Origin of the sequence: Streptomyces sp. CY-1, from assembly GCF_047218265.1 — a bacterium.
GTDB classification, from domain to species: Bacteria; Actinomycetota; Actinomycetes; order Streptomycetales; family Streptomycetaceae; genus Streptomyces; species Streptomyces niphimycinicus.
Window position 1 is genome coordinate 7,146,200 of the sequence record NZ_CP178393.1, and the last position, 21,852, is coordinate 7,168,051.

Here is a 21,852-nt window from a genome sequence, read left to right on the forward strand (position 1 = left end):
GCTAGCGCAGCCTGGGGTCGAGGGCGTCGCGCACCGCGTCGCCGAGCATGATGAACGCGAGCACCGTGACCGACAGCGCTCCGGCGGGCCACAGCAGCATGTGGGGGGCGTTGCGGATCTGGGTGGCGGCGGAGGAGATGTCGATCCCCCAGGAGACGGTGGGCGGTTTGAGCCCCACGCCGAGGAACGACAGCGTGGCCTCCAGCGAGATATAGGTGCCCAGCGCGATGGTCGCGACGACGATCACGGGGGCCACGGCGTTGGGCGCGATATGGCGCAGCAGCGTCCGCCCGCTGCCGGCACCCAGCGCCCGCGCCGCCTGCACATAGTCGTGTTCCTTGACGGTGACCACCGAGCCGCGCGCGATCCGGGAGATCTGCGGCCAGCCCAGCAGCACGATGAAGCCGACGACCGGCCACACCGAGCCGCTGGTGACCACCGACAGGAAGACCAGGCCGCCCAGCAGGATCGGGATGCCGAAGAAGACATCGGCGATCCGCGAGAGCAGCGCGTCCCACCAGCCGCCGAAGTATCCGGCGAGCCCGCCCAGCGCGCTGCCCAGCAGGGCCGCGCCGAGGGTGGCGCAGATGCCGACGGTGATGGAGGCGCGGGCGCCGTAGACCGTGCGGGTGTAGACGTCGCGGCCCTGGAGGTCGTAGCCGAAGGGGTGGCCGGGGGCCGGGCCGTCCTGCGCCCTGGCCAGGTCTCCGTGGTACGGGTTTCCGCTCGCGATCAGTTGCGGCCAGATCGCGATCACAACGAGGAAGAAGATGGTCAGCGCGGAGACGATGAAGACGGGGTTGCGGCGCAGATCATGCCAGGCGTCGGACCACAGCCCCCGTCCGGTGGGCGCGGCCGGTCCGCCGGAGCGGCGGCCGGGCTCCTTGCGCCAGGGGAGGGGGAGCCGCCCCAGGCCGCGCCGTGGTCCGCCCTTCAGGGTCTGCGGGCCGGGGGTGGTGAGGTCCATGGGACCGGCGCCGCTGCCGGCCGGTGCGATCGCCTCGGTCATGTCGTAGCGCGTGTCAAAGGGCTCAGGCATACCGGATCCTCGGGTCGAGCACGGCGTAGAGGAGGTCGACGAGCAGATTGGCGAGCAGGAAGACGATCACCAGGATGGTCACGAAGCCGACGACGGTCGGCGAGTTCTGGCGCAGGATGCCCTGGTAGAGCTGGTAGCCCACGCCATGGATGTTGAAGATCCGCTCGGTGACGATGGCCCCGCCCATGAGCGCGCCGATGTCCGTGCCGATGAACGTCACCACCGGGATCAGCGAGTTGCGCAGCAGATGCCGGGTGACGATGCGGTGGCGCGGCAGCCCCTTGGCCACGGCGGTGCGGACGTAGTCGGCGCGGGCGTTCTCCACGATGGAGGTGCGGGTGAGGCGAGTGGTGTACGCGAGCGACACCAGCCCCAGCACCACCCCGGGCAGCAGCAGTTCGGCCGGCGGCGCCTCCGGGGAGACCGACGGTCTGGCCCAGCCCCAGGTCACGCCGAACAGATACTGGAGCACCGTGCCGCTGACGAAGGTCGGGACGGCGACCACGACCAGGGTGAGCAGCAGCACCGAGGTGTCAAGACCCCGGCCCCGGCGCAGCCCGCTGAGGACGCCCAGGGTGATGCCCAGCGCCATCTCGAAGACGACCGCGACCACGGTGAGCCGGAGGGTGACGGGGAACGCGCTCGCCATCAGCTCGGTCACCGGCTGCCCGTTGAAGGCCGTACCGAAGTGCCCGCTGAAGACCTGCCCCATGTAGTGCGTGTACTGCCGCCACAGCGGCTCATCCAGATAGAGGTCCTTACGGATCCGGGCGGCGGTGGCGGGGTCGGGGGCCTTGTCGCCGAAGAGCGCGGCCACCGGGTCGCCGAGCGCGTACACCATGAAGAAGATCAGGAACGTGGAGCCGATGAACACCGGGATCATCTGGAGCAGTCGGCGCAGCGCGTAACGGCCCATGGCTCAGCCGACCCTGATCTGTCCGTAGACCGGGACGCTGAACTGATTGAGCGCCACCTCGCTGAGCCGCTGCGAATAGCCCGCGCTGCCGTTCTGGTACCACAGCGGAATGGCGGGCATCTGCTGGGCGAGGACCTTCTCCGCGTCCCGGAAGTCCGCGATGGCCCGGCCGTCCGCGGAGGCGGCGTTGGCCTGGTTCACCATCCGGTCGAAGCCGGTGTCGCTGAAGTGGCCGTCGTTGGAGGAGGCGCCGGTGTAGTACAGGGGCTGGAGAAAGTTCTGGATCAGCGGATAGTCCATCTGCCAGCCGGCCCGGAACGGCCCGGTCATCTCCTTGCCCGCCATCTTGTTGCGGTAGTCGGCGAAGGTGCCGACCGGTTTGCCGACACAGGCCCGGTCGCTTCTCAGCACGGTGTTGACGCTGTTGCAGACCGCGTCCACCCAGTCCTTGTGGGAGCCGCTGTCGGCGTTGTACGTGATCGTCATCCGGCCGCCGGGCAGCCCGCCGCCCGCCTTGATCAGCTTGCGCGCCCGGACCGGGTCGTAGCGGCAGGCGTCCCCGCACAGCCCCGGCTGATAGCCGCCCTGGCGGCGCAGGACCGGCGAGGTCCAGTCGGTCGCGGGGGTGCGGGTGCCGTGGAAGATCCGCTCGGTGATCTGCGCGCGGTTGATCGCCATCGAGATGCCCCGGCGGACCTTGGCCTTGTCCGGCCCGCTCCAGGCGCGGTCGTACATCGGGAAGGTGAGGGTCTGGATGATCCCGGCGGGCTGGTTGATGTAGCGGTCGCCGAGATCGGAGCGGACGAACTTGAGCTGCTGCGCCGGGACATCGTCGACCAGATCGAGATTGCCCGCCTGGAGATCGGTGTAGGCGGTGTTGTTGTCGGTGTAGACGCGCAGATCGACGCCCTTGTTACGGGCCTTGTCCGGGCCGCGGTAGCCGCCCCAGGCGCGCAGCTTCATCACCGAGCCCTTGGTGTACGACCGCACCTGGTACGGGCCGTTGCCGACGGGCTTCCTCAGCCAGGCGGCGTGGTCCTCGAAGAATGCCCGGGGCAGCGGCGCATAGGCGTTGTAGCCCAGCGTCTTGGGCCAGGTGGAGAACTTCTGGGTGAGCCGCACGGTGAAGGTCCGCTCGTCCTTGACCCGCAGCCCGGAGAGGGTCTTGGCGGTGGGGGCGCCGCCGGAGGCGGGATGGACCTTGTCGTAGCCCTCGATGTACTCGAAGAAGTAGGCGTTGCGCTGCTCGTGGTCGATCCGGGCGCCGTAGTTCCAGGCGTTCACGAAGGACGCGGCGGTGATCTTCTCCCCATTGGCGAACCGCCGGTCCTTCTTGAGGGTGATGGTGTAGTTCCGCTGGTCGGAGCTGTCGATCCGGTCCGCGAGCGCGTTCTTGGCCTCGCCGGTCCTGGGGTCGTAGCGCTTCAGCCCCCGGAAGATCATGTCGAGGACCTTGCCACCCTGGACGTCGTTGATATTGGCCGGCTCCAGCGGATTGGGCGGATCGCCCCAGGACGAGCGGACGACACCGTCCTCGGCACCGCCGTCCCCGCCGCCGCAGGCCGTCAGGGGCAGGGCGACGGCGGAGACGCAGAGCGCGGACAGCGCGCGCCTGGCACACAGGGAATACGGGGCTCCGCGCATGGCGCCTCCCGAGGATCCGGTCCAAGATCCGCCTTAGGCCCCATCTGACATCCGCCGGGGCGACGGCGCACGTCGATGACGGCTGTCCGGGGTGGCGGGAGGTCGCTGACCCCGGGCGCCACGGCCCCCCGAGAGTCGCGGACGCTCCCCGTCCGCGACCGCCTCTACCCTGCGGGCCATGGAGATCCGTCCCTTCCGCATCGCCGTCCCCCAGCCCGACCTCGACGATCTGCGCCGGCGCCTCGACCACACCCGCTGGCCGCAACCGCTCCCGGGCACCGGCTGGTCCGACGGTGCCTCGCTCGACCACGTCCGCGCGCTGGCCGGGTACTGGGCCACCGGGTTCGACTGGCGGGCGCAGGAGGCCCGGCTGAACGCGTTCCCCCAGTTCACGACCGAGATCGACGGGCAGCGGGTGCACTTCCTCCATATCCGCTCGCCCGAGCCGGACGCCCTGCCGCTGCTGATCGCCCATGGCTGGCCCGGTTCGGTCGCGGAGTTCACGGAGGTCATCGGCCCGCTGACCGATCCGCGCGGGCACGGAGGCGACCCGGCCGACGCCTTCCATGTCGTCACCCCGTCCCTCCCCGGCTTCGCCTTCTCCGCCCCGCCCCGCGAACCCGGCTGGGGCATCCGCCGCATCGCCACCGCGTGGACGGAGCTGATGCGGCGCCTGGGGTACGAGCGCTACGGCACACAGGGCGGCGACTTCGGCTCGCTGATCTCCCCCGAGGTGGCCAGGGTGGCGCCGTCCCAGGTCATCGGCGTACACGTCAACGCGCTGGTGACCGTGGGGGCGGCCGACCCGGCAGACCTGGCCGTAACGGAGGAGCTGACCCCGGCGGAACGCTCCCGCCTCGCCGCGCGGGAACGCTGGCACCGCGAACTGTCCGGCTACGCCGCTGTCCAGGGCACCCGCCCCCAGACCCTGTCCTACGGCCTCGCCGACTCACCCTCCGGCCAACTGGCCTGGAACCTGGACTGGTTCGCCGCCCACGGCGACAAACCGGACGCCCTAGACCGCGACGCGGTCCTGACGAACGTCTCCCTCTACTGGTTCACCAACACGGCGGCCCCCTCCGCCCGCCTCTACAAGGAGGCCGCCTCGGCCTGGGCCGCACCCCCTGAGCGCTCCGGCGTCCCCACCGGGGTCGCGGTCTTCCAGGGCGACACCGCGATCCGCCGCCTCGCCGAGCCACACCACACGATCACCCGCTGGTCGGAGTTCGGGGCGGGCGGCCACTTCGCGGCGATGGAGGTCCCGGAACTGCTGGTTGGTGACGTACGGACGTTCTTCCGCGCCCTGCGCTGACCGGGGCCCGTACCGTCCGTACCCGTGAACCCCGCTCGGGAGGGGTCCCGAGCACTCCCCCGGATGATGGCCGCCCTGTCACCGAGGTGAGAAACCAAGGAAGTCCGCCATGACCCCTGTGCAAGCCGACTGGCTGTCCATCGTGTTCGCTCCCATCGGCGTCATCGCCCTGGTGACCGCCTTCTTCGCGCGTCGCTCGGCGACCCGGAGGGGCGAGTCCATGCCTGCTTGGGGCACGGCCGTGCAGGGTGTGGGCATGGTCCTCGTGATGTGCGTGGCCCTCGTCAACATGGCGTGGGGCACATGAGGCAAGCCGACACCGCCGCCTCCGGGCGCCCATGGACGGCGGTTCATCCGAGCGAAGCGCTGGGCAGGTAGGGAGGACGGCCGACCAGCACCCGCGAGGAGAGCCCATGACCAACTCGCCCTTCCCGGCGGACCAGCGGATCGTCCTGATCGGCGACCCACGCGTCAGGGCGGTCCCGGTACGCGACTGCGGCGAACCGCTGGTCGACTGCCGGGGCCGGATGCGCGTGGACACCCGGCGAGCCGACCCCGCGGGACACTTCGCACACCTCCGGTCCGGCGTCGTCGAACGCCTGGAGCGCGCCGAGAAGCTGCTGCCGGACGGCTGGCGCTGGCTGCTGGTCGAGGGCTACCGGCCCCCGGCGCTCCAACAGGAGATCTTCGACGGCTACGCGGCCACGCTGCGCCGACTCGATCCGGACGCCGACGAGGACCGGATCCACACGGCCACCAGCCGCTGGTGCGCCCCGGCGGAGACGGCCGGACACGTCGCCGGGGCGGCGATCGACCTGACCGTATGCACCCGCGACGGCACCGAGATCGACATGGGCAGCCCGGAGGCCGCGACCCCCGAGGAGAGCGCCGGCGCCTGCTACACCCACGCCCCCGACCTGCCCGAACGGGCCCGCGAGAACCGGGCGTTGATGATCGAGACGCTGTCCTCGGTCGGCATGGTCAACTACCCCACCGAGTGGTGGCACTGGTCCTACGGCGACCGCTACTGGGCCTGGTCGACGACAGCCCCCACCGCCGTCTACGGCCCCGCCCCGCCGCCCTGAGCCCCCGACGGACCGCCGACCCGGTACGGGTCCGGGTCCGCCCGGGGCCGGGGCTACTGGTCTTCAGACCTGCTGCACGGCCACCAGCCTGCCTCGGCTGCCGAGCCGATCGAGCAGATGGGCAGATGGGCAGTCCGTTCGGCTTCACGGCTCGGTCGGGTGCGGCTTTCGTCTCGCGCCTTCGGCGCATTTGAGCATGGGTCGGGGTGACGGGCGGCGCGCCATCGCCGGGCACCGGCCGCCGAGGGGTGGGGCCGGTGGCGGCGTCCGTGCCCGGGAGGCCGAGGCCATCGCCGGACTGCGGGACCGCCTCCGGATTGGCGGGGGTGTGGGGTACCCCTCTGGAAAACGTCTGACAAATTAGTTGCGCGACATCAAGCACTTTCGGTAGGGGTACCGGGAGGGGTGAGCATCACCCTTCGATGCGGTCGAACTCCCCCGCCTTCGCGGCCGCTACGGCGCGATCCCGAACGGGCCGCCGCGCGCGTTGCCCGAGTCGGACGGGGGCTGAACGACGACGAGGGCCGCCCGGGACGTGGTGTCACGTCCCGGGCGGCCCTCGTCGTTCGAACAGCGGCCCGCGCGGCAGCGCTAGGCGTGGACCACGTCCTTTTCCTCCGCGAAGTGGCATGCCGACTCGTGCGCCGCCGGCGAGTCCGAGCCGGCGAAGCGCTCCGGGATGGCCAGGAGCGGGATCTCCTTGGCGCACTTGTCCTCGGCCTTCCAGCAACGGGTGCGGAAGCGGCAGCCGGAGGGCGGGTTGGCCGGGGAGGGGACGTCGCCGGTGAGGATGATGCGTTCGCGACCCTCGCGCGACTCCGGGTCCGGGACCGGGACCGCCGACAGCAGCGCCTGGGTGTAGGGGTGCGTCGGGTGGTCGTAGATCTCGGTGTCGGTGCCGATCTCGGCCATCTTGCCCAGGTACATCACGCCGACCCGGTCGGAGATGTGCCGGACGATGGACAGGTCGTGGGCGATGAAGATGTAGGACAGGTTGAACTCGTCCTGCAAGCCCTCCATCAGGTTGATGACCTGTGCCTGGACGGAGACGTCGAGCGCGGAGACCGGCTCGTCGCAGATGATGATCTCCGGGTTGAGGGCGAGCCCGCGCGCGATGCCGATGCGCTGACGCTGGCCGCCGGAGAACTGGTGCGGATAGCGGTTGATGTACTCGGGGTTGAGGCCCACGACGTCCAGGAGTTCCTGGACCTTGCGGCGCCGGTCGCCCTTGGGGGCCACCTCGGGGTGGATCTCGAAGGGCTCCCCGATGATGTCGCCCACCGTCATCCGCGGGTTGAGCGAGGTGTACGGGTCCTGGAACACCATCTGGATGTTGCGGCGGACGGCCCGCAGCGCGCGGCCCGACAGCCGGGTGATGTCCTGGCCCTTGTAGAAGACCTCGCCCGCGGTGGCGGTCTCCAGGGTCATCAGCAGCTTGGCGACGGTGGACTTGCCACAGCCTGACTCGCCGACGATGCCGAGCGTCTCGCCCTGGTAGAGGTCGAAGGAGATGCCGTCGACCGCCTTGACCGCGCCGATCTGCCGCTTGAAGAGGATGCCCTGGGTCAGCGGGAAGTGCTTGACCAGATTGCGCACCTGGAGGATCGGCTCACCGCGGTCGACCTTGGCCTCGAGGGCCGCGACCGCCTCGTCCTCGGTGGCGGCGTCGACCGTCTCCACCTCCGTGACGTTGGGGGTCGCGTCCACGGCCGGTTCCATGGCGGCCTCGTTCTTCTCGGTGTCAGCCATGGAGGGTCTCCTTCCAGAAGTGGCACGCGCTGCCGCGGCCCGGCAGCTCCGCGCCGTCCTGCTCGGTGACCGGCACCAGCGCGGGGACGTCCGTACGGCAGATGTCCTCCGCCTTGGGGCAGCGCGGGTTGAAGGCGCAGCCCGAGGGGATCTTGAGCAGATTGGGCGGCAGCCCCTTGATCGCGTAGAGCTCCTGCCCCTTGCGGTCCAGGCGCGGAATGGAGTCCAGCAGGCCCCGGGTGTAGGGGTGGGCCGGGCGCTTGTAGAGCTCGTGCACGGGGGCGGTCTCGACGATCCGGCCCGCGTACATCACGGCGATCTTGTCGGCGACGTCCGCGACCACGCCCAGGTCATGGGTGATCAGGATCAGACCCATGTTGAACTCGCGCTGAAGCTCCGCGAGCAGGTCCATCACCTGGGCCTGGACGGTGACGTCGAGGGCCGTGGTCGGCTCGTCGGCGATGATCAGGTCGGGCTCCAGCGCGAGCGCCATGGCGATCATGATGCGCTGGCGCATACCGCCGGAGAACTGGTGCGGATAGTCGCTCACCCGCTCCTTGGCCGCCGGGATGCGGACCCGGTCCATCAGCTCGACGGCCTTGGCCTTGGCCTCCTTCTTGGACAGGCCCTGGTGGACCCGGAACATCTCGCCGAGCTGATAGCCGACGGAGAGCACCGGGTTCAGCGAGGAGAGCGCGTCCTGGAAGATCATGGCGATCCTCCGGCCGCGGATCTTCCGGCGCTCCTCCCCCGACATGGTGAGCATGTCCTCGCCGCGGAAGAGGATCTGGCCCTGCGGGATCTTCCCGGGCGGCATGTCCAGGATGCCCATGATCGCCTGGGCGGTCACCGACTTGCCGGAGCCGGACTCGCCGAGGACGGCGAGCGTCTCACCGGCGTCGACGCTGTAGTTCACGCCGTTGACGGCCTTGGCGACACCGTCCCGGGTGTGGAACTCCACATGCAGATCGCGGACTTCCAGCAGCGGGGTGCCGTCGTCGCCTGCACCCTCGCGGACGGCGTCGTCCGCGGTCTTCTCGATGGTGGTCACGTACGCCCTCCTCAGCGCAGCTTGGGGTCGAGGGCGTCGCGCACCGCGTCGCCGAGCGTGATGAATGCGAAGACCGTGAGGCTCAGCATTCCGGCCGGGAACAGCATCACATGCGGGTTGTCCCGGATGGCGTCCTTGGCGTCGGAGATGTCGATGCCCCACGAGATGGTGGGGTCGGCGAGGCCGAGGCCGAGGAAGGACAGCGTGGCCTCGGCGGAGATGTAGGCACCGAGGGAGATGGTGGCCACCACGATGGTCGGGGCCAGCGCGTTGGGCAGGACGTGCCGGAAGAGGATCCGGCCGGTGCCCGCGCCGAGCGCCCGCGCCGCGGTGACGTAGTCCGCCTGCTTGGCAGTGATCACCGAGCTGCGCATCACCCGCGCGATGGTGGTCCAGCCGAGGAAGGCGAGGGCCGCGATCACCACGTACACCTTGCGCTCGGTGAACGCGTTCAGGACGACCATCGAGCCGAGCAGGAACGGCAGACCGAAGAAGATGTCGACGATCCGGGAGACGATCGAGTCGATCCAGCCGCCGAAGTATCCGGCCACCATGCCCAGCAGACCGCCGATGAGCGTCACCACCACGGTCACGCCGACGCCGACCATGATGGAGGCGCGGGTGCCGTAGATGACCCGGGCGTAGATGGAGCGGCCCTGGCCGTCGTAGCCGAACCAGTCGGCCTGGAAGAAGTGGGTCAGCTCGGGCTTGGTCAGGAAGTGGTTGGTCAGATCGCCGTTGCGCGGTTGGGTGCCGGTGAACAGACCGGGGAACGCCGCGATGGCGAGCAGCAGCACCAGCAGCACCGCCGAGACCCAGAACAGCGGCCGGTGGCGCAGCTCGTACCAGGCGTCGCCCCACAGCGAGCGCGGCTTGCCCTGGGGGGCGGGGCCGGCGGCGGAGGCGGTGTCCACCTCGGTCGGCGGGGCCACGGCGTCGACCGCCGTGTCGACCGCCGCACCGGACTGGGATTTGGTCATGTCAGGCATACCGGATCCTCGGGTCCAGGACCGCGTACAGCAGGTCGACGAGCAGGTTGATCAGCAGGATGACGAGGACGAAGATCGTCACCGTGCCGACGATGGTGGTGCCCTCCCGCTGTCCGAGCGCCTTGAAGAGCAGATTGCCGACACCCTGGACGTTGAAGATGCCCTCGGTGACCACCGCGCCGCCGATCAGCGCGCCGACATCGGTGCCGAGGAAGGTGATCACGGGGATCAGCGAGTTGCGCAGCAGGTGGACGCCGATGATGCGGCGGCGCGGCAGGCCCTTGGCGAGCGCGGTGCGCATGTAGTCGGCGCGCAGGTTCTCGGCGAACGTGGTCCGGGTCAGCCGGGCCACATACGCCATGGACAACATCGCGAGGACGAAGCCGGGCAGCAGTAGCTGCTGAATGTCCATCGAGTCCTGGACGTTCGGTGGCAGCCAGCCGAGTTCGTCGGCGAAGATGAACCGGGCCAGGTAGCCGAGGACGAAGACCGGCATCGAGATGACGATCAGCGTGAAGATCAGGACACCGGTGTCCGCGGCGCGGCCGGCCCTGAGGCCGGCCCAGGCACCGAGCCCGATGCCGACGATGATCTCGATGGTGAGGGACACCGCCGCGAGGCGGAGGGTCACCGGGAAGGCCATTCCCATTTCCTCGGAGACCTCGCGGCCGCCGAAGGTCTTGCCGAAGTCTCCCTGGAAGAGGTCGGCCATGTAGTCGATGTACTGCTTCCACAGGGGCTGGTCCAGCCCGAACTCATGGCGGAGGGACGCGACCTGCGCGGGGTCCGCGGCCTTGTCTCCCCACATCGCCCGGATAGGGTCACCGGGCAGTACGTGGACCATGAGGAAAATAATCAGAGTAGTCCCGATGAACACCGGGATCATCTGGAGCAGTCGCCTGGCGACATAGCGCCCCATCATGCCTCCATGCCGTTGGGGGGCGGCGGAGGCCACGTCTCGTCTGCGCCACGCGGGTGGGGGGATGAGCTGCGGGCCTCACGCCTGCGGGCCGGTGCCGCCGCTCCCCGGTGGGAGGAGCGGCGGCACCGGCCGGCGGTCCCGATGATTACTTCTTCTTCACCTGGACGTCGGTGAAGATGGGGTCGCCGTCCTGGCCGTAGGGGATCTTCCCCAGGACCTTGTTGGACTGGCCGCTGTTGACCTTGTAGAACCACAGCGGGATCGCCGGCATGTCCTTGGCGAGGACCTGCTCCGCCTGCTGGTAGAGCTTCACGGTCTCATCCAGGGTGGCGGCCTTGTCGGCCTTGGCAGCGAGCTTGTCGAACTCCTTGTTGGCGTAGCCGCTGGTGTTACCGGCCGCCTTGGAGCCGTACAGGTCCCTCATGAAGTTGGAGTTGACCGGGTAGTCCAGCACCCAGCCACCGCGGTACATCGACTTGACCTGGTGCTTGTCGCGCGCGTTCAGGTCGGCCTGGAAGTCGGGCTTGGAGTCGCCGACGCAGTCGACGCCGGTGGCCTTGCGGATGCTGTTGCAGACCGCGTCCACCCAGGGCTTGTGGTCCTGGTCGGCGTTGTACTGGATCGAGATCTTGTTGCCCGGGACACCGCCGCCCTCCTTGATGAGGGACTTGGCCTTGGCCGGGTCGTAGGTGACCTGCTCCTTGAGCGCACCGGCCTTGTAGCCGAGCACGCCGCGGGCGACATAGCTGTCGGCCGGGGTGCGGGAGCCGTGCAGCACGGTCTTGGTGATCGTGTTGCGGTCGATCGCCATGGACAGACCCTGGATGACCTTGGGGTCGATGTTCTTGAACTGGTCGGTGTAGAAGGCCGGGACGACCGACTGGACCGCCGAGTACTCCTCGTCGATCGCGCGCTTGCCGAGGTCCGACTTGTAGTTGGTCAGCGCGGTGGTCGGGACCTGCTCGATCCAGTCCAGGTTGTTGGATCGCAGGTCCGAGTAGGCGGCGTCGGCGGTGGTGTAGTTCTTGAAGTCGATGCCGCCGTTCTTGGCCTTGTTCGGACCCTGGTAGCCGTCGAACTTCCGGACCTTGATCAGCTTCTTGTGGTCCCAGGAGACGAACTTGTAGGGGCCGTTGCCGACCGGCTTCTCACCGAAGCCCTTGGGGTCCTTGAAGAACCCGGTGGGCAGCGGGGACCACACGTCGTAGCCCAGCTTGTAGGCGAAGTACGAGACCGAGCTGTTGAGCTCGATCTTGAACTCGTTGTCGTTGACGACCTTGAGGCCGGACATCTTGTCGGCCTTGGGCGCACCCTTCTCCGGGTGGACGTCCTCGTAGCCCTTGATGTCCTGGAACCAGCTCGAGTTGGTCTGGTTGTTCTTGACGTTGGCCGACCAGTTCCAGGAGTCCACGTAGGACTTGGCGGTCACGGCCTCGCCGTTGTGGAACTTCCAGCCCGGCTTGAGCTTGACGGTCCAGACAGAGGAGTCCTTGTTGGGGGTGACCGACTCCGCGTTGACGTACACCAGCTTGCCGGTGCCCGGTTCGTAGTCCACCAGCCCCGCGAAGATCTGCTTGAGGACGCGGCTGCCCTGGCTCTCCTTGGCGTTCGCCGGCTGCAGCGGGTTCTGCGGCTCGCTTAGCTGGGCGGTGAGTATCCCGTTCGGGTCCGCCGTGCCCTTGTTCATGTCATTGCTGCCGCTGTCGCTGTCGCCGCCACCGCAGGCGGTCGCGGCCAGCGCCACAACTGCTGCCAACGCGACCCACTTGGCGCTTTGCGCACCGCGCATGGGTTTGCCTCCTCAGGAGTCCACTGTCACTACGAGAGGGGGCGCCCGGAGACACGCTGACACCCCTGACAGCGAAAGGGACCGGAACCCCCCAGATGCGCTCGTAGGTCCGCGCTCCCCACAGCGTGTGACCCATTGACCCGAGCTCAATGGACCCCATGATTGAGCACGCCCGGCGCTTAAACCACACCTTATGGGTCTCGCTTTGGTCACAGCATCTACGCGCGGAGCTTCGAAATCCGGACAAAACTGCCCCAGACAGACACACGCGAAACGGACTGTTAACACATCATGCGGAGCCTGGGCTCCGATACCCGGACGCTCAGATCCGGATAACCGCTTGACTGTCACCTTGCTGACATGGCAACAGCCCGGACCCCCGCCATGGAAGCGGGGAGTCCGGGCCGTTGGCAGCTCACTGACGCACAGGGGGGCGCCTACGCTCCGTGATCGGCTCCGGAGTGCGCATCGGCGCCCGGAACGGGCCCCGGCGCCCGGGCGTGAGCGTCAGCGCTTGGCGCGGGCCGCGGTGCGGGCGCGCTCCTTCTGGTCCAGCACCACCTTGCGGATCCGGACCGTCTCCGGGGTCACCTCGACGCACTCGTCGTCACGGCAGAACTCCAGGGACTGCTCGAGCGAGAGCAGCCGCGGCGGGACCAGGGACTCGGTCACATCCGCGGTGGAGGACCGCATGTTGGTGAGCTTCTTCTCCTTGGTGATGTTGACGTCCATGTCGTCGGCGCGGGAGTTCTCGCCGACGATCATGCCCTCGTACACCTCGGTGCCCGGCGAGGTGAAGAGCACGCCGCGCTCCTGGAGGTTGGTCATCGCGAAGGCGGTCACCGCGCCCGAGCGGTCGGCCACCAGCGAGCCGTTGTTACGGGTCTTCAGCTCGCCGAACCACGGCTCGTGGCCCTCGTGGATGGAGTGCGCGATACCGGTGCCGCGGGTCGCGGTCAGGAACTCGGTACGGAAGCCGATCAGACCGCGGGAGGGGACGATGAACTCCATGCGCACCCAGCCGGAGCCATGGTTGGACATGTTGTCCATCCGGCCCTTGCGGGTGCCCATGAGCTGGGTGACCGCACCCATGTGCTCCTCGGGCACATCGATGGTGATGCGCTCGATCGGCTCGTGGACCTTGCCCTCGACCTCCCGCGTGACCACCTGCGGCTTGCCGACGGTCAGCTCGAAGCCCTCCCGGCGCATGGTCTCCACCAGGATCGCCAGCGCCAGCTCGCCCCGGCCCTGCACCTCCCAGGCGTCCGGGCGGTCGGTGGGCAGCACGCGCAGCGAGACGTTACCGATCAGCTCGCGCTCGAGCCGGTCCTTGACCAGCCGCGCGGTGACCTTGCGGTCCTTCACGGCCGACTTGTCGGCGCCCTTGCCGCCGGGGCCGCGGCCGACCAGCGGGGAGGTGTTGGTGCCGATGGTCATCGAGATCGCGGGCTCGTCCACGGTGATCAGCGGCAGCGCGATCGGGTTCTCCGGGTCGGCCAGGGTCTCGCCGATCATGATGTCCGGGATGCCCGCGACCGCGCAGATGTCACCGGGGCCGGCCACCTCGGCGGGCTTGCGGGTGAGCGCCTCGGTCATCAGCAGCTCGGTGATCCGGACGTTGGAGATGGTGCCGTCGCGCTTGATCCACGCGACCGTCTGCCCCTTCTTCAGCTCGCCCTGCTCGACCCGGAGCAGCGCGATCCGGCCGAGGAAGTTGTCCGCGTCCAGGTTGGTGACATGGGCCTGGAGCGGCGCGGCCGCGTCGTACTCCGGCGCCGGAACGGTCTCCAGCAGCGCGGAGAAGAACGGCTGGAGGCTGTCGCTGTCGGCCGGGACGGTGCCGTCCTCCGGCTTGGTCAGCGAGGCCACACCGTCCCGGGCGCAGGCGTAGACGATCGGGAACTCGATCTGCTCCTCGGTCGCGTCCAGGTCCAGGAAGAGGTCGTACGCCTCGTTGACGACCTCGTCGATCCGGGAGTCCGGACGGTCCGTCTTGTTGATGCAAAGGATCACCGGCAGCTTGGCCTGGAGCGCCTTGCGCAGCACGAAGCGGGTCTGCGGCAGCGGCCCCTCGGAGGCGTCCACCAGCAGGACCACGGCGTCGACCATGGACAGGCCGCGCTCGACCTCACCGCCGAAGTCGGCGTGGCCGGGGGTGTCGATGATGTTGATGGTGACGGGGTCGCCGCCGTCCGCCGGGTGGTACTTCACGGCGGTGTTCTTCGCGAGAATGGTGATGCCCTTCTCGCGCTCCAGGTCGTTGGAGTCCATGACCCGGTCGTCCACCTGCTGGTGGGCGGCGAACGCACCCGCCTGCTTGAGCATGGCGTCGACGAGGGTCGTCTTGCCGTGGTCGACGTGGGCGACGATGGCGACGTTACGAATGTCGTGGCGCGTGGGCATAGAAGCGCGCTTCTCCCGGTTTCGTGGGTGGCGGCGCGCTCCTTGTGCGACGCGCCTTCCGCCGGGCTGATCACGCCTCGGCCTCACCCCCATGGTACGGGGACGGCGCGGAGACGGATGCCGCAGCCCGTCCCCGCCGGGTCTTTCCCCTCCCCGCCCCTTCCCGATACCAGGGGCTCCGCCCCTGGCCCCCCGCCGGGGCTCCGCCCCGGACTCCGCTCCTCAAACGCCGGAGGGGATGGGTCGGGCTTCGCCCCTGGCACCCGGGGCCTGGGGCGAAGCCCCACCACGCGGCGGAGCCGCATATCGATGCCGCGGGAAGAGTCAGAGCCCGGCCCCCGGGTCCGGGCTCGAAGCCCCATCCCGGGGTCTGGGGCGGAGCCCTGCCAACCCAGCCCCTCCGGCGTTTGAGGAGCGGGGTCCGGGGCGGAGCCCCGGCCCGGGGGCTGGGGCGGAGCCCCAGTTTCGGGAAGGGGCGGGGAGGGGAAGAGCCCGCCGCACCCCCTAGCGGCGGAAGCCGATGTCCTGGTAGCGGGGTGTGGCGAAGCCGAAGGCACCCGCGTTGACCAGGCCCTTGCGCATGGCGATCAACTGGGGCCGCTGATAGAGAGGAATCGATCCGGCCGCCGCCCAGATCCGGGCGTCCGCACGGCTGACCAGGGAACGGGAGGCGCCGCCGTCCAGCTCGGAGAGCGCCTGGTCGAAGAACTGGTCGATCTGGTCGGTGCCCACCCGGGTGTAGTTCTGCTCGATGACCAGGGAGCCGTCGGCGGCGGGCTGCGGCTTGGCGTAGATGGGGCGGCCGTCGGTGGCCGGGTAGGCGGAGGCGGGCCAGGAGTAGAGGGCCAGGTCGTAGTCGCCGGTGGCGATGTGGTCCCGGAAGTAGCTCTCGCCCGGGACCTTGGTGATCTCGGTCCGGACGCCGATCTTCTCCAGCATCCGCGCGATGCGCTCGCCGACCGTGCTCAGCGGGGCGGCGGTCCGGTCGTCGGGAAGGACGAAGCGCAGCACCAGCGGCCGTCCCTTCTTCCGTACGACGGCCGCCTCCCCGAGCCGTCCGGACCGCCCGGCGTCACCGGCCGCGGGGGCGGCGTCGGAGCGGCGCTCGGAGGGCGCGGCGGAGTTGGCGGCAGAGGCGGACCCGGTGCCGGAGGCGCTGTCGGTGGCGGAGTCCGTGCCGGAGGCGCCATCGGTGGCGGAGTCCGTGCCGGAGGCGCCGTCGGTGGCCGGGTCCGTGGCGGAGGCGGTCGGGGCGCTGTGCCGTCTGCCCCGGTCGTCCGTCTTGCCGTCGAGCGCCTTCTGCCGACCCGCGTCGCCCGCCCGCCAGCCCGCGTCCGCGAGCAGCGACTGCGCTGCGTTGGTGTCCGGGTCGCCGAGGGCGCCACTGTGGTCCTTGTAGCCCGGCTGGCCCGCCATGAGCAGATGGTTGCCGAGCGGCTCGGACGGCAGCCCCATCGGCTTGAGCACCAGCTTCGCCAGGGCCTTACGGTCGATCGCGCGGGCCACCGCGCGGCGCACCCGCTCATCGGCGAGCGGGCCCTTGGTGCCGTTGAGGGCGAGCTGGGTGTAGGCGGAGTCCAGCGCCTTGCGCAGGGTGAACCTGCTCAGCGCCCGGGTCTGCGACCGGTTCTTGTCGGTGTCGCCGGTGGCCTTGCCGGTGTCGCCGGTGGCCCCTCCCTCGGCTCCGGCCGCCTCCCGGCCGCCGGTGGACGGCTCCGGCGCGCCCGCCTTGCCCGGGGCCGAGGAGCCCTGCTTGGTGCCCGCGGCCTGCTTGTCCGGGGCGGTGGCCCGGATGCGCCGGGCGGTGGCCCGGTCCACTTCGGCCAGATCGAGCTGTCCGTCGATCAGGGCCTCGTCGCGCTTGTCGGCCGGCACCGTCCGGAAGACCAGCCGGCTCAGCCGCGCCCGGTCGCCCCACCAGCGGGGGTTGCGGACCAGGGTGACGGAGCCGTCCGAGACCTCGCGGACCATGAAGGGCCCGGCGCCGACCGCGAGCCCCTTGGCCGCCGGTGCGGTGAAGACCGCCGGGTTGCCCATCACGCTCTTCGGGTACAGCGGGGTGAACAGCGAGCGCCAGTCGGTGTACGGCTTGGCGAAGGTGACCTTGATCTCGTGTTCCTTGTCCCCGGGTTCGATCTTGGCGATCCGGTCGTAGCCGGCGTTGCGCGCCGTCCCGTACGCCTCGTCGGTGCCGCGCAGCGCCCGCCACTGGGCCTGGAAGTCCTCCGCGCCGATCGGGCGGCCGTCGCTCCACACCGCCTTGGGGTTGAGCTTGTAGACCACGACCTGCTTGGGGTCGGACGAGGTGACGTCGGCGGCGGTCAGATAGTCGCCGTTGCGCTGGGGCCTGCCCCGGGCGTCGAGGGTGTAGAGGGAGGGCAGCACGGCGCCCGCGATCCGCTGGGTGCCCGTGTCCGCGGTCTTCTGAAACGCGTTGAGGGTGGTGGGTGCCGCGTCCAGGGCCCAGCGCAGGGTGCCGGTACCGGAGGTCGCGCTGCGCGGCGCGGAGGCGATATCCCAGGCGGCGGGCGACGGCGGGCCGTCGTCGTCCGAGCTACAGCCGGTCAGTACGGGCAGCGGCAGCATCACCCCCGCGGCGAGCAGCATGGCGCGGCGGCGCTTGGTGAGGGGCATGGCTCGTACCTCCGCAGGGTGACGGATATATGCGCATTTGGCATAGTGTGACGCTGATCGCATATACTCCTCACTCAAAGCGACGGTTCATGGGACAGCACGCCGAGAAGGCCATGGAGACGGCCATGAGGGGAAAGGATCACCCGTCCGGATCAATGCGGCGGGCGCGCAGTACGGCGCGCGGCGGCGGAATCGCGCCGGTGGCGCCGCCAATCCCGACAGATCCCTTCACAACCACGACCGTGGCGCGTAACACTCGCTGTCGCATGAGCGTCGCCAACCGCAACCGCGGAAGTGAGGGCAAGTCATGTCCTTGAACGACGACTTGACGGCCGTCCAGCGCTGTCTCGATGACCTGGTCCGTTCCGTCTCCCGGCTGGAGCAGCGGGTGGGCGCCGGCGGGCTGGAGATACGCCGTGTCCGCACCGACGCGGACCACCTCCGCGAGAGCCTCGCCCTCCTGCGCGAGACCGCGCCCGAGGAGCGACCACGCCCCGAGATGGTTCCCGTCCCCGACGCGCCGTACAACAGTGCGCTGTGGTCGGACGTCGACGACGAGGGCCTCGGCGCGCGCGATCGCCACGCGCCCTAGGGACGGCCCGGCGCGCCTCCCGTCGTCGGGGCGCCCCCCATCGTCCCCCCATACCACTCCACCGCGGAGTTCCCCTTGGCCACAGGCACCGACCCCCAAGCCACCACCCCCGCGCCCGCAGGCGGCGGGACGGCCCCGCACGGCGTGCACGGCGCCACCCGCGCCGCCATCCCCGCCCGCCATCTGCGCAGCGACCGCTGGTGGCTCTCCCCGGCGATCACCGCCGCCGGGCTGTTCGCGTTCATCGTCTACTCCACCTGGCGGGCCTTCTCCGGGGACGACTACTACGCAGAGCCGTATGTCTCCCCCTTCTACTCGCCCTGCGTCGCCCAGAACTGCGTGCCCATGAAGGGCGGCGCCAACTGGGAGATCTTCGGCGCCTGGTGGGGCCTGTCCCCCGCACTGCTGATCCTGATCTTCCCGCTGGGCTTCCGGCTGACCTGCTACTACTACCGCAAGGCGTATTACCGGGGCTTCTGGGCCTCGCCGCCCGCCTGCGCCGTCGCCGAGCCGCGCGCCAAGTACACCGGCGAGACCCGCTTCCCGCTGATCCTTCAGAACATCCACCGCTACTTCTTCTACTTCGCGGTGATCGTCGCGGGGATCCTCACCTATGACACCGTGCTCGGCTTCCGGGACGAACACGGCCGCTGGGGCCATATGGGCCTGGGCACCCTGGTGCTGCTCGCCAACATCGCGCTGATCTGGGCGTACACCCTCTCCTGCCACTCCTGCCGCCATATCGTCGGCGGCCGGATGAAGCACTTCTCCCGGCACCCGGTGCGCTATCGGCTCTGGGGCTGGGTGAGCGGGCTCAACGCCCGCCATATGCAGTTGGCCTGGGCCTCTCTCATCAGCGTCGCCGTCGCGGACTTCTACGTCTATCTGGTGGCGAGCGGTGCCTTCGACGATCCCCGCTTTTTCTAGGAGAGGTGCTCATCGATGACGCAAGTCGAGCGGCAGGCGTGGGACGTGGTCGTGATCGGCGCGGGCGGCGCCGGACTGCGGGCCGCGATCGAGGCCCGCGAGCAGGGCATGCGCTGCGCCGTCATCTGCAAGTCGCTGTTCGGCAAGGCCCATACCGTGATGGCCGAGGGCGGCATCGCCGCCAGCATGGGCAATGTCAACGAGCGCGACAACTGGCAGGTGCACTTCCGCGACACCATGCGCGGGGGCAAGTTCCTCAACCACTGGCGGATGGCCGAGCTGCACGCCCAGGAGGCCCCGGACCGGGTCTGGGAGCTGGAGACCTGGGGCGCGCTCTTCGACCGCACCCCGGAGGGCAAGATCTCCCAACGGAACTTCGGCGGCCATGAGTACCCCCGCCTCGCCCATGTCGGGGACCGCACCGGCCTGGAGCTGATCCGCACCCTCCAGCAGAAGATCGTCTCCCTCCAGCAGGAGGACAAGGCCGCGACCGGCGACTACGAGTCCCGGCTGAAGGTCTTCCAGGAGTGCACGGTCACCCGGATCGTCAAGGACGGCGACCGGGTCGCCGGGGTCTTCGGCTACGAGCGTGAGTCGGGGCGTTTCTTCGCGATCGAGGCCCCGGCCGTGGTGCTGGCCACCGGCGGTATCGGCAAGTCCTTCAAGGTGACCTCCAACTCCTGGGAGTACACCGGTGACGGCCATGCGCTGGCGCTGCTCGCGGGTGCCCCGCTGATCAACATGGAGTTCGTGCAGTTCCATCCGACCGGTATGGTCTGGCCGCCCTCGGTGAAGGGGATCCTGGTCACCGAGTCGGTGCGCGGCGACGGCGGGGTGCTGCGCAACAGCGAGGGCAAGCGCTTCATGTTCGACTACATCCCGGACGTCTTCAAGGAGAAGTACGCCCAGTCCGAGGGCGAGGCCGACCGCTGGTACGAGGATCCGGACCACAACCGCCGCCCGCCCGAGCTGCTCCCCCGCGACGAGGTGGCCCGCGCCATCAACGCCGAGGTGAAGGCGGGCCGGGGCTCCCCGCACGGCGGGGTCTTCCTCGATGTGTCCACCCGGATGTCCGCCGAGGTCATTAAGCGGCGGCTGCCCTCCATGCACCACCAGTTCAAGGAGCTGGCGGACGTCGACATCACCGCCGAGCCCATGGAGGTGGGCCCGACCTGTCACTACGTGATGGGCGGGGTGGACGTCGACCCGGACACCGCGGCCGCGACCGGGGTGCCCGGCCTGTTCGCCGCGGGCGAGGTCGCGGGCGGGATGCACGGCTCCAACCGGCTCGGCGGCAACTCCCTCTCCGATCTGCTGGTCTTCGGGCGCCGCGCCGGGCTCCACGCGGCCCGCTACGCCCAGGAGACCGCGGCCTCCGGCACCCGCCCGGTGCCGGACGAGACCCAGCTCGACCTGGCGGCGGCCGAGGCGCTGCGCCCGTTCAGCGCCGAGGCCGGTGAGCCGGACGAGAGCGCGGGTCCGGCCGGGCCGCCGGAGAACCCGTACACCCTCCACCAGGAGCTACAGCAGTCGATGAACGACCTGGTGGGGATCATCCGGAGGGCCGGGGAGATGGAGGAGGCGCTGCACCGGCTGGCCAGTCTGCGGGTCCGGGCGCGCCGGGCCGGGGTCGAGGGGCACCGGCAGTTCAACCCCGGCTGGCATCTGGCGATCGATCTGCGCAACATGCTGCTGGTCAGCGAGTGCGTGGCCCGTGCCGCGCTGGAGCGCACCGAGAGCCGCGGCGGGCACACCCGCGACGACTGCCCGGAGATGGACCGCGACTGGCGGCGGCTCAATCTGGTCTGCCGCCTCTCCGATCCCTCGGGCGGGCTGGCGGCACCCGACACCGGACACGGCCAGATCCGGCTGGAGCGGCGCCAGATGCCGCCCATCCGGCCCGATCTGCTGAACCTGTTCGAGAAGGACGAGCTGGTGAAGTACCTGACGGACGAGGAGCTGACCCAGTGAGTGCGTACGAGGCCCACTTCCGGGTGTGGCGGGGCGACCAGGACGGCGGCGGTCTGAAGGACTTCCACGTCGAGGTCAACGACGGCGAGGTCGTGCTCGACATCGTGCATCGGCTTCAGGCGACCCAGGCCCCCGATCTGGCGGTCCGCTGGAACTGCAAGGCGGGCAAATGCGGTTCGTGCAGCGCCGAGGTCAACGGCCGCCCCCGGCTGCTGTGCATGACCCGGATGTCGGTGTTCGACCGGGCCGAGACGATCACCATCACCCCGCTGCGGGCCTTCCCGGTGGTGCGGGATCTGGTGACGGACGTGTCGTTCAACTACACCAAGGCCCGCGAGGTGCCGTCCTTCGTCCCCCCGGAGGGGGTGGGGCCGGGCGAGTACCGGATGTGGCAGGAGGACGTGGGGCGGTCGCAGGAGTTCCGCAAGTGCATCGAATGCTTCCTGTGCCAGGACACCTGCCATGTGGTGCGGGACTTCGAGGAGAACAAGGAGGCGTTCGCCGGGCCGCGGTTCCTGATGCGGGTCGCCGAGCTGGACATGCATCCGCTGGACGCGGCGGCGGAGACCGGACTGGACCGCAAGCGCACCGCCCAGGAGGAGCACGGACTGGGCTACTGCAACATCACCAAGTGCTGTACGGAGGTCTGCCCCGAGCAGATCAAGATCACCGACAATGCGCTGATCCCGCTCAAGGAGCGGGCGGTGGACCGTAAGTACGATCCGCTGGTCTGGCTCGGCAACAAGATCCGGCGCCGGGAGCAGTAGCTCCCCCTTCGTGTCGCGGGCCCGTCGATGGCGGGCCCGCCGCCATGACCGCGCCCGGCCCG

The 21,852-nt window shown here is 69.7% G+C and carries 17 protein-coding genes; 7 read left to right on the forward strand and 10 right to left on the reverse strand.

The annotated features are described in order from the left end of the window. Position 1 precedes the first annotated feature (1 nt). From ACK1X7_RS30730 to ACK1X7_RS30740, 3 genes are read right to left on the reverse strand one after another with little or no spacing between them, the layout of a single operon-like run. On the reverse strand, positions 2–1,039 hold the full coding sequence (locus ACK1X7_RS30730) for an ABC transporter permease (RefSeq protein ID WP_413115897.1): 1,038 nt from the start codon (positions 1,037–1,039) through the stop codon (positions 2–4). Beyond that, entirely contained in the window at positions 1,032–1,955 is a 924-nt protein-coding gene (locus ACK1X7_RS30735; protein ID WP_361505055.1) for an ABC transporter permease, read from the reverse strand. Before ACK1X7_RS30735 ends, ACK1X7_RS30730 begins: the two co-directional genes overlap by 8 nt. Before the next feature lie 3 nt (positions 1,956–1,958). Continuing rightward, positions 1,959–3,599, reverse strand: coding sequence for a peptide ABC transporter substrate-binding protein (locus ACK1X7_RS30740; protein ID WP_390792078.1), 1,641 nt, complete (start codon positions 3,597–3,599; stop codon positions 1,959–1,961). Between the two features lie 178 nt (positions 3,600–3,777). Here ACK1X7_RS30740 and ACK1X7_RS30745 point away from each other — a divergent pair, with 178 nt between their 5' ends. The 3 genes from ACK1X7_RS30745 (at position 3,778) to ACK1X7_RS30755 (ending at position 5,996) form a co-directional block, all read left to right on the forward strand. After that, positions 3,778–4,911 carry an epoxide hydrolase family protein gene (locus ACK1X7_RS30745; RefSeq protein ID WP_398158255.1) on the forward strand — a complete coding sequence of 378 codons (1,134 nt, stop codon included), beginning with the start codon at positions 3,778–3,780 and terminating at the stop codon, positions 4,909–4,911. 109 nt (positions 4,912–5,020) lie between these two features. Further along, the gene (locus ACK1X7_RS30750; RefSeq protein WP_086711230.1) at positions 5,021–5,218 is read left to right on the forward strand and encodes a hypothetical protein; all 198 of its coding nucleotides are present in this window, start codon (positions 5,021–5,023) and stop codon (positions 5,216–5,218) included. Between the two features lie 106 nt (positions 5,219–5,324). Further along, the gene (locus ACK1X7_RS30755) at positions 5,325–5,996 is read left to right on the forward strand and encodes a M15 family metallopeptidase (RefSeq protein ID WP_385146065.1); all 672 of its coding nucleotides are present in this window, start codon (positions 5,325–5,327) and stop codon (positions 5,994–5,996) included. Between the two features lie 591 nt (positions 5,997–6,587). Here ACK1X7_RS30755 and ACK1X7_RS30760 read toward each other — a convergent pair. The 7 genes from ACK1X7_RS30760 to ACK1X7_RS30790 all read right to left on the reverse strand — a co-directional run bounded on the left by ACK1X7_RS30760 (position 6,588) and on the right by ACK1X7_RS30790 (position 17,533). Next, positions 6,588–7,745 (reverse strand): ABC transporter ATP-binding protein, encoded by a 1,158-nt coding sequence (locus ACK1X7_RS30760; RefSeq protein ID WP_361511191.1) that lies wholly within the window; start codon positions 7,743–7,745, stop codon positions 6,588–6,590. Then, entirely contained in the window at positions 7,738–8,796 is a 1,059-nt protein-coding gene (locus ACK1X7_RS30765; protein ID WP_385146067.1) for an ABC transporter ATP-binding protein, read from the reverse strand. The genes ACK1X7_RS30760 and ACK1X7_RS30765 overlap by 8 nt, the downstream gene beginning before the upstream one ends. 11 nt (positions 8,797–8,807) lie before the next feature. Further along, positions 8,808–9,785 (reverse strand): ABC transporter permease, encoded by a 978-nt coding sequence (locus tag ACK1X7_RS30770; protein ID WP_385146069.1) that lies wholly within the window; start codon positions 9,783–9,785, stop codon positions 8,808–8,810. Continuing rightward, a complete protein-coding gene (locus ACK1X7_RS30775; protein WP_385146071.1) occupies positions 9,778–10,704 on the reverse strand; it encodes an ABC transporter permease in 927 nt (308 codons plus the stop codon). Before ACK1X7_RS30775 ends, ACK1X7_RS30770 begins: the two co-directional genes overlap by 8 nt. A gap of 148 nt (positions 10,705–10,852) precedes the next feature. Continuing rightward, a complete protein-coding gene (locus ACK1X7_RS30780) occupies positions 10,853–12,496 on the reverse strand; it encodes a peptide ABC transporter substrate-binding protein (protein WP_385146073.1) in 1,644 nt (547 codons plus the stop codon). Positions 12,497–13,003: 507 nt separating this feature from the next. Next, positions 13,004–14,899 carry a translational GTPase TypA gene (typA, locus tag ACK1X7_RS30785; RefSeq protein ID WP_216344162.1) on the reverse strand — a complete coding sequence of 632 codons (1,896 nt, stop codon included), beginning with the start codon at positions 14,897–14,899 and terminating at the stop codon, positions 13,004–13,006. A 504-nt stretch (positions 14,900–15,403) separates the two neighbouring features. Next, complete coding sequence (locus ACK1X7_RS30790; RefSeq protein ID WP_398158251.1) at positions 15,404–17,533, reverse strand: ABC transporter family substrate-binding protein; 2,130 nt, start codon at positions 17,531–17,533, stop codon at positions 15,404–15,406. 307 nt (positions 17,534–17,840) lie between these two features. Between ACK1X7_RS30790 and ACK1X7_RS30795 the strand changes: the two genes are divergently transcribed. The 4 genes from ACK1X7_RS30795 (at position 17,841) to ACK1X7_RS30810 (ending at position 21,790) form a co-directional block, all read left to right on the forward strand. Continuing rightward, on the forward strand, positions 17,841–18,125 hold the full coding sequence (locus ACK1X7_RS30795) for a hypothetical protein (protein WP_069864407.1): 285 nt from the start codon (positions 17,841–17,843) through the stop codon (positions 18,123–18,125). Between the two features lie 75 nt (positions 18,126–18,200). Continuing rightward, positions 18,201–19,052, forward strand: a complete 852-nt coding sequence (locus ACK1X7_RS30800) for a hypothetical protein (RefSeq protein ID WP_216343142.1) — start codon at positions 18,201–18,203, stop codon at positions 19,050–19,052. A 15-nt stretch (positions 19,053–19,067) separates the two neighbouring features. Continuing rightward, positions 19,068–21,023: a fumarate reductase/succinate dehydrogenase flavoprotein subunit gene (locus tag ACK1X7_RS30805; protein ID WP_413115898.1), complete on the forward strand. Its 1,956-nt coding sequence runs from the start codon at positions 19,068–19,070 to the stop codon at positions 21,021–21,023. Further along, a complete protein-coding gene (locus ACK1X7_RS30810; protein WP_413115899.1) occupies positions 21,020–21,790 on the forward strand; it encodes a succinate dehydrogenase/fumarate reductase iron-sulfur subunit in 771 nt (256 codons plus the stop codon). The genes ACK1X7_RS30805 and ACK1X7_RS30810 overlap by 4 nt, the downstream gene beginning before the upstream one ends. The last annotated feature ends 62 nt before the right edge of the window (positions 21,791–21,852 follow it).